Consider the following 7,118-nt stretch of genomic DNA (forward strand, 5'->3'; position numbering starts at 1 on the left):
GCTGGTTTCCGACTTCGACAATCAGATTCTCAGCTGAATCCTCCACCGCCTTCAATCCTTCGCCCCAATCCCCCGTACACCACTTTCGACTTTAGCTCAATTTGGAACAGAAGCGGCGGCACTCATGGCTGGGTTTAGCGCGGGGCAACGGGTGATCGACGACACGCTCATGTCCGGGTGATCGCCTCTACTCATTGTGTGGGGCGGTCGCTGCGTTCAGTCAGGTTCTCCTTCAACTCGACGCTCATCGGCATCTTGAGATTCACGCCGCGCGATGGGATCGGCGATTCGAACCACTTTGCGTAAAGACGCGTGAATTCGCCGCTCTTGATCAGCCTTGTGAGCGTACCATCGACGAGCCGCTTGAACGTCGGATCATCTTTTCGGACCATGCACGCATACGGTTCGATCTGCACCGTCTTGCCGACGACCTCCCACGTATCTGGATCGCTCGCGTTCGCACGAAGCCCGTAGAGCAGAACATCGTCGAGTGCGAGCGCTGCTGCCCTGTCGTTTGCGACCTCGCGCAGCGCATCGGCGTAATCTTTTGTCAGCACTATGCCCGCGTCGACATGCTGTGCGTCGAGTTGCCGACGTAGGGCCTTCTCGTTGGTGCTTCCCCCAACGGTGACGACAACCTTGTGTGCGAGGTCGGAGTAGTCGCCGATATGCGATTCACGCTTCGCCATCAATCGCGTGCCGGCATAGAAATAGTTGGTTGAAAACGTCACTTCTTTGCCGCGCGCCGATGTATTGGTCGTCGACCCACACTCCAGATCAATTGAGCCGTCGATGAGCAACGGAATCCGGTTCTGCCCGGTAACAGGCATATAAACGGTATAGAGATCCGGCCTTCGAAGTGCCTTACGTACATCGTCAACAATCGCTTCGGTCAGATCCACCGAAAAACCAACGGCCTTATGCGGCGTTAGCAGATAGTTGAACGGTATCGCAGACTCCCGGTAGGAGACGACGATCTGGTTGCTTCGGGCAATCTTGTCCAATGTCTGCGCGTGTGAGAGCGTCAGCGCGGCATGACCGACAAACAATGCGACGAGCGCCTGACGGAGTCGATTGATCATGATGCCTCCCAGATCAGGATGGGTTACAAGCTTCTATTTGCGGTGCGTTCCGACCAGGCGGGTCGAATGGTGTCGGTGCCTCATTGAGCACGAATGCATACTAGATCGACCATAAGGTCGAAGCGGGGGCATCTGGTTGATTCAGATCAACGGCACCGTTGCAGTGGAACGAGGTTTCGCCATTGACGCAACTAGCGCGTTGAGCAAGATTGAAGGCTGTACCTCTGAAGCTTGTTCCGGCGATTTGCCGGTTCTTCCCCGGTGCCAGAGTGGGGGCGCTACAACTGCCCGGGACGACTGTCGCGCAGCGAGAGATGGCCAGCATTCACCGCACCGGAAGGCCTACTTTATGAAACCCGAAACACTCTTCGACGGTCCTGAGAATCCGGAACACTCGCCGGCCGAACGTTCGGCTGTTGCTGCCCGTAGCACATGGGTAAGCGTCGGCGTCAACCTGTTCCTTACGCTTGCTCAGGTCATCGCCGGCGTCAGACCGGCATGGTGATCGTTTGCTGCCGCAATAAGCACGTCTGATATGTCGGCGCGCCAGAACTGATGATACGAACGACGCCGGCCACACCGCTGGCGACAAGCCGGTTTCCCACCTTATCTATCGCCAATTACCACAGTACGATTGGCCAGAAACGTGGGATCGCAAACGCGTCGCCGGTTGTGCGTTGATTTTCGTCAAAAAGATCGTTGCGACGGGTCGTATCCTGTCGGTATGCGATCTTGAAAAGTGCTTCGGCCCAGGAGCTCTCCATGAATCATCCGACCGTCCGCATTACGGCGCCCATGCTGTCCGGCGGGTCGATGGTGTGTTTCACGGCCTATGAGTTCGGCTGGGGATACCGAGCGTTTTCAATTTCATATGAAGCGATCTGCGAGTGGCTGGGGGCACGCGACACAACAGATCAACAGATTCGTCTCGCTTTCCAGTTGGGCAAGCGGCAGATCATCGATGCCGTGCTGCGTCTTGATCTGTCTTCTTACCACGGTCAGCGCATCGCTCTTTCACTGGGAATCGCCCTATGCTCGACAGAGGCCGTGACTCAGCTGTCGATAACAGGTGGCGAGGCACCAGAAAAGGCCATAGAAAATGGCCCAATAAGATTTGCCACCGCGCGTGGAACGTCGACGCATCGCAGGATGAGCAAACTGCAGGACACGGTCGGACGCAGCTCATCAGCCAGGAGCTGGAGGTTAATCAATGAGCAAGAACCCTAGTCAACCATGCACTGAAGGGTGTGAGCGCTGCATGTCTGGTTCCCTTAGCGAACCCGACGTCGCGGATTTGGCCAACTGCACACGGCTCAACGGCGAATGCGCGTTGCTGTGCCGCTTTACCTCCGGTCTTTAGCACGCGAAAGTCATCTGACGCCGGAGATTGCCTCCCTCTGCGCCTGCATCCGTGACGAGCGCAAAGGTGAATCAACGCGCCATCTGTCCGGGCACTGCCACACATCCAGCCAGGCATGCCGGATATGTACTGAAGCGTGTCGAGCCGTCTCGACGGAATAGAACGGTCCGACACTTTCTACACGGTACGATCTGCGTGAGGCGCACATCTTTCCGGCTACGCGCCCCGACGTGGGCGTCTGACGAGGAGGACGCGGACTAACAAGTCGGCCGGTTTGCAAAGGCTGATGCGAATTCGCGTAAGGCTGCACTCTGATTCGACAGCGCGCAACGAAACGTGACTGATTGTGATTGTCAAGACTGTCTACCCTGTCGGCATCCGGGCGATGGGACTGATGGCTTTAATTCGACAGAAGTTTATGTGTCCGTACACCCGATCACAAAGACCCGAACGCTTTGATCGGGACACGACGCACACCGAGCGAGGGATGCTTGATATGTGCGCAAAGCTACTCGCGTATGCTCGACGGCGATTTCTGAAGGCGACGGTTGCGTGGTTCGTTCTTGCGCCCGGAATAATATGTAGCGGCGCCGTATGCGCCGACGAGATATCGGTTCAGACAAATGTTTACAATGTTCATTACCACGACGACCCTGATCACATCCCCTTTTCCCCCCTGATTGGTGCGGAATTTCGCAAGAGCAACGGATGGCTCTTGGGCGGTGCGTTATTCCGCAATTCATTTGGACAGTTTTCGCAGGTCATCTACGGCGGTTACCTTTATAACTTCGGGTCTTCTCCCTTCTATGGGAAAATGGTCGGCGGCATTGTTCATGGTTATACGGGTGCATACAAGGACAAGTTGCCGATGAACGTTGGCGGATTCGCTCCCGGTATCTTTCCCGCACTTGGATGCAGGATCGGTCATGTCCGCATTGAGTCGCAATTTTTCTGGACCAATGGGTTAATGGTGACTGCGGGCGTAGCGTTCTGATTTCTCTCGTACCCGGATGTGTGCCTGCCGGGCTACGCGGCGCGTGCCGTGGCCCGTTGCTTTACCGTGAGCACAGGCGTCACATGCCCGTCATCGGCAGCGCACCATTGCATCCATGGCCGCGACCAGCGCCAGATCTGCCTGCGGCCACCACGATGCAGGATCTACAGGCGACTCCAGCGCGTCATTCAAAGCCGGACCAGTTGCATAAACCCGTTCTGAGCGCCGCCCACCCGAACACGCCTTTTTGCCGGCTACGTGCACGGACCCATGGGCCTGCATCCCGGTCAATGCCATCCACACATTCTGTTTCCTTACCCCGAGTCCTTCCGCCAGTTCGGCGACGGTCCACCTGCTGCCGTCGGCCATGACCCGGCCTATACGCTCCGCGGTCCTTGGTCGATGCTTTTCGGTCGACTCTGCAGATGATATTGGCGACGATCGGAGTCCGGCCGAGGCTACGGATCCCAACAACTTCCTGTCGTGAGTCCGAGGCTGAACGGACAACCCTCCCATGGTCGATGAACTTGACGTGGCGGCTCTCGCTCGGCTGCAACGCTGGTCCAGATCGATCCTGCAGGACGCGTTATCAGTCACCGTGTGCACGTCCCCGGCGTCATAACGTGAACACAAAGCGCGTTCAATCGCCTCCCACCCGGCAAACATCCCACTCTCGGCCATCTCATACGCCGCATGCCGAACGCCCTCCCGACGTATAACCTGCCACGCCTCCCGCTTGCTCATCATCCCTTCCCTCCTTCGAGTCAACGGGCCGGTTGAGAAGTCGCTCTACACGTGGATGACCGTTTTCAAATGATGCATTTGTCGCGGTCGAGCTACTGGCTCACCCCACTCTGAGCGGCTTCAACCGCGGCGTCCCTTCTCTTTTTGGCCTCTGCTTTCTTGTGGTCAAAGACCTTCCTTGCCGCGGCTACCTCCCGGTCGTACTCGCGATTCGCCGCCGCGACCTGCTGGTGCATCTTTACGATCTCATCTGGATGACCGGCGGCTGACCCCGATGTCGGGTTTCCTTGCGCCCAGACGTCGGGGGCAGACAGCAGCGCAAGGCTCGCAGTAATCACGGTTGCAATGGTTTTCCTCATAACGACCTGACTCCTGTTTGCGATAACTTGATTTGCCAGACAAAGACGGAAAACCTCACGCGACGAAACGAAAGCCGCGGCGGTCCTTCCCTTTTCAGCGCCTCGCAACACACGCGATGCGATACACACCATCCGCCACAGAAACACCGTGCGTGTCATGCGTGAACCCCGGGAAGCGCATGTCATATTCTTCGAGCGCCTTCAGATAGCCCAGGATAGGACCGTCGGCAGGCCCCGCGTTCTCGCCCGGCATCAACAGCGGGATACCAGGCGGATAAGGCACCACCGCCGTCGCTACCGTGCGCCCTTCCATCTCGGCAAGTTCAAGCAATTCGATGTCGTTGTGCACGAGCAGTTCGAAGGCTTGTTGCGGGCTGAAGTCCGGTCGTGGGAGCGTCGAAAAGCCACGCGCCATCAACTCCGTTGTCTTGAGATCGCTCATCGCGCTGAACATGAGATCGCACAGCTCACGCAGCCCCATGCCGCTGTAGCGGTCCGGATCTCTCGCCACCAGGCTTGGCAACACCTGTTCAAGTGGGCGATTGATATCGTAGTCGGCCTTGAAGTCGAGCAGCGTGTTCGCCAGGGTTCCCCACTTGCCCTTGGTGATGCCAAGCGAAAACAACAGGAGAATCGTAAAGTCCGTGGTCTTCTCGACGATGATTCCTTGATGGGCGAGATAAGCGGTAACCACACAGGCCGGTATGCCGACTGACATCAGTCCGCCCCCCGGCGCAATGCCCGGGGTCACGATGGAGACCTTGATTGGGTCCAGCATGCAATATCCGTCTTCGATATTGCCAAAGCCATGCCACGCCTCTCCCGGATGCAGCACCCAGCATGAAGGGTCGGTGGTCAGCAGGTCTTCGCTGGCTTCGTGAAACGGCGTGCGGCGGCCTGTCTTTCTATCCAGCACGAACTCCGGTTGCCAGCCATCAAAAAACCAGTCGCTTTCTTCTTCAAACTTGGCATGCAACCTGCCCAGCATCTGACGAAACGACACGGCCTCGCGAATAGCGTCGGTGGTCAGCGCCTCACCACCGGGACCGTCCATCATCGCGGCGCTGACATCGTTCGATGCAATGATCGCGTATTGCGGCGACGTCGACGCATGCATCATGTACGACTCGTTGAAGCGCTCATGTTCGATTGGATTGCGCCCGTTGCGAATGTGAATGAATGACGCCTGTGACAGTGCCGCCAGCAGCTTGTGCGTCGAATGCGTCGCGAACACGGTGGGTTTCGAAGCATCGTGCTGCGCAGGATCGCCGTGCATCGCAAAGCGGTCCCTGTAGAGCGGATTGAAGCGCGCGTAGCCGTACCACGCTTCGTCGAAATGCAGACGGTCGACGCTTTGACCGAGCAGTTCTTCGACGCGTGTGACGTTGTAGCAGAGACCGTCGTAAGTCGAATTTGTAATTAGCGCATGGACGGGTATGGGGCTCACACCTGCGCGATTTCCGACGAGCGGGTTTTCTTCGATTGCCAGACGGACCGCCGCTGCAGTGAGCTTTTCCGGCATGATCGGCCCGATGATTCCGTAATGGTTGCGCGACGGCACGAGATAGGTCGGAATCGCACCAGACATGGTCATCGCGTGCTCTGCGGACTTGTGGCAATTGCGGTCACACAGGGCAATTTGGTTGCGCGTGACGCTTGCCATCAGGATCACCCGGTTCGACATCGACGAACCGTTGGTCACGTGGTAGCTGCGATGCGAGCCAAATACCCTCGCGGCATAACGCTCGCTCTCACCGATTGACCCGCTGTGGTCAAGCAGCGACCCGAGCTCTCCAACCGAGATCGACAAATCCGAGCGAAACAGTTGTTCGCCGAAGAATTCAAACAACGCCTGTCCCACGGTGGATTTGAGAAATGCCGTGCCGCCCGCGTGACCGGGGGTATGCCACGAATATTCGAATACGCGCGAGAAGCGCGCCAGTGCGCCGAACATCGGGGGAAGAACGGTCACGCGATAGCGTTCGATGGAGGCGACGATTCTTCCCGCGACAAAAGCGGTCGTGTCCTCCAACATCCAGATGAAGTCGTCCGCCTTCTGCATCGCATCGACAGGTACGGTCGATGCACTCGTGCGGCTCGCCAGCAGAAAGATGGGAACCGTCGCACTTCGCTTGCGCTGCGCATCGAGCACGCGCTGCGCCTGCTGATGAGTTTCATCGTTGCTGAGCTCCCAGTGCAGTAGCAGACACTGGATGAGAGGATCCGCTGCGATGACCGCAACGGCATCGTCGGCCGTAGTCGCAACAATGACGTTGACGAACCGCTGCTCGAGTTCGGCAATTAACCCCTGCGTGGCGCGTCCGCTTGCGGAGCGCGATTCGGTCTCGTGATGCACGAGAAGTGCCTTCATGCCGAGGCGGCGAAGGATGGGTTCGGTGTGAGATGTCATCGAAATCCCCTGTCTTGGCCGCAATCCCGGACTGCGGCGCGATCACACATACACCTGGGTGCCTCGCCCCGCGTCGCAGATAGCTGGCGGATCCAGGCAAGCGGGCTGCCGCACTGGGCGCCGCCTGGTTTGCCCGCTGAACTCACTCCGGAAGCGCACTGAGCCGGAA

At 58.0% G+C, this 7,118-nt stretch carries 5 protein-coding genes and 1 pseudogene; 3 read left to right on the forward strand and 3 right to left on the reverse strand.

What is annotated here, in order from left to right; translation table 11 throughout:
* Window positions 1-191: 191 nt before the first annotated feature.
* A complete protein-coding gene (locus tag H3V53_RS41865; protein ID WP_336602848.1) occupies window positions 192-1,082 on the reverse strand; it encodes a transporter substrate-binding domain-containing protein in 891 nt (296 codons plus the stop codon).
* A gap of 762 nt (window positions 1,083-1,844) precedes the next feature.
* Here H3V53_RS41865 and H3V53_RS41870 point away from each other — a divergent pair.
* The 3 genes and pseudogenes from H3V53_RS41870 (at window position 1,845) to H3V53_RS41875 (ending at window position 3,436) form a co-directional block, all read left to right on the forward strand.
* Entirely contained in the window at window positions 1,845-2,309 is a 465-nt protein-coding gene (locus tag H3V53_RS41870; protein WP_336602849.1) for a hypothetical protein, read from the forward strand.
* Window positions 2,293-2,603, forward strand: a pseudogene (locus H3V53_RS44020) (four-helix bundle copper-binding protein). Before H3V53_RS41870 ends, H3V53_RS44020 begins: the two are co-directional and overlap by 17 nt.
* 185 nt (window positions 2,604-2,788) lie before the next feature.
* Window positions 2,789-3,436: a hypothetical protein gene (locus H3V53_RS41875; protein WP_336602850.1), complete on the forward strand. Its 648-nt coding sequence runs from the start codon at window positions 2,789-2,791 to the stop codon at window positions 3,434-3,436.
* A gap of 836 nt (window positions 3,437-4,272) precedes the next feature.
* Here the strand turns inward: H3V53_RS41875 and H3V53_RS41880 are convergent.
* Together H3V53_RS41880 and H3V53_RS41885 are read right to left on the reverse strand one after the other, a co-directional pair.
* Window positions 4,273-4,539, reverse strand: coding sequence for a hypothetical protein (locus H3V53_RS41880; protein ID WP_336602851.1), 267 nt, complete (start codon window positions 4,537-4,539; stop codon window positions 4,273-4,275).
* 94 nt (window positions 4,540-4,633) lie between these two features.
* Window positions 4,634-6,949: an Orn/Lys/Arg family decarboxylase gene (locus H3V53_RS41885; RefSeq protein ID WP_336602852.1), complete on the reverse strand. Its 2,316-nt coding sequence runs from the start codon at window positions 6,947-6,949 to the stop codon at window positions 4,634-4,636.
* Between the last annotated feature and the right edge of the window lie 169 nt (window positions 6,950-7,118).

The organism is Paraburkholderia bengalensis (genome assembly GCF_037126505.1).
In the GTDB taxonomy this organism is placed as follows: Bacteria; Pseudomonadota; Gammaproteobacteria; order Burkholderiales; family Burkholderiaceae; genus Paraburkholderia; species Paraburkholderia bengalensis.

What these genes read in the sequence shown, in the direction of transcription:
- H3V53_RS41865 (WP_336602848.1), bottom strand. Translation starts at nt 1,082, where the DNA reads ATGATCAATCGACTCCGTCAGGCGCTCGTCGCATTGTTTGTCGGTCAT.
- H3V53_RS41870 (WP_336602849.1), top strand. Translation starts at nt 1,845, where the DNA reads ATGAATCATCCGACCGTCCGCATTACGGCGCCCATGCTGTCCGGCGGG.
- H3V53_RS41880 (WP_336602851.1), bottom strand. Translation starts at nt 4,539, where the DNA reads ATGAGGAAAACCATTGCAACCGTGATTACTGCGAGCCTTGCGCTGCTG.
- H3V53_RS41885 (WP_336602852.1), bottom strand. Translation starts at nt 6,949, where the DNA reads ATGACATCTCACACCGAACCCATCCTTCGCCGCCTCGGCATGAAGGCA.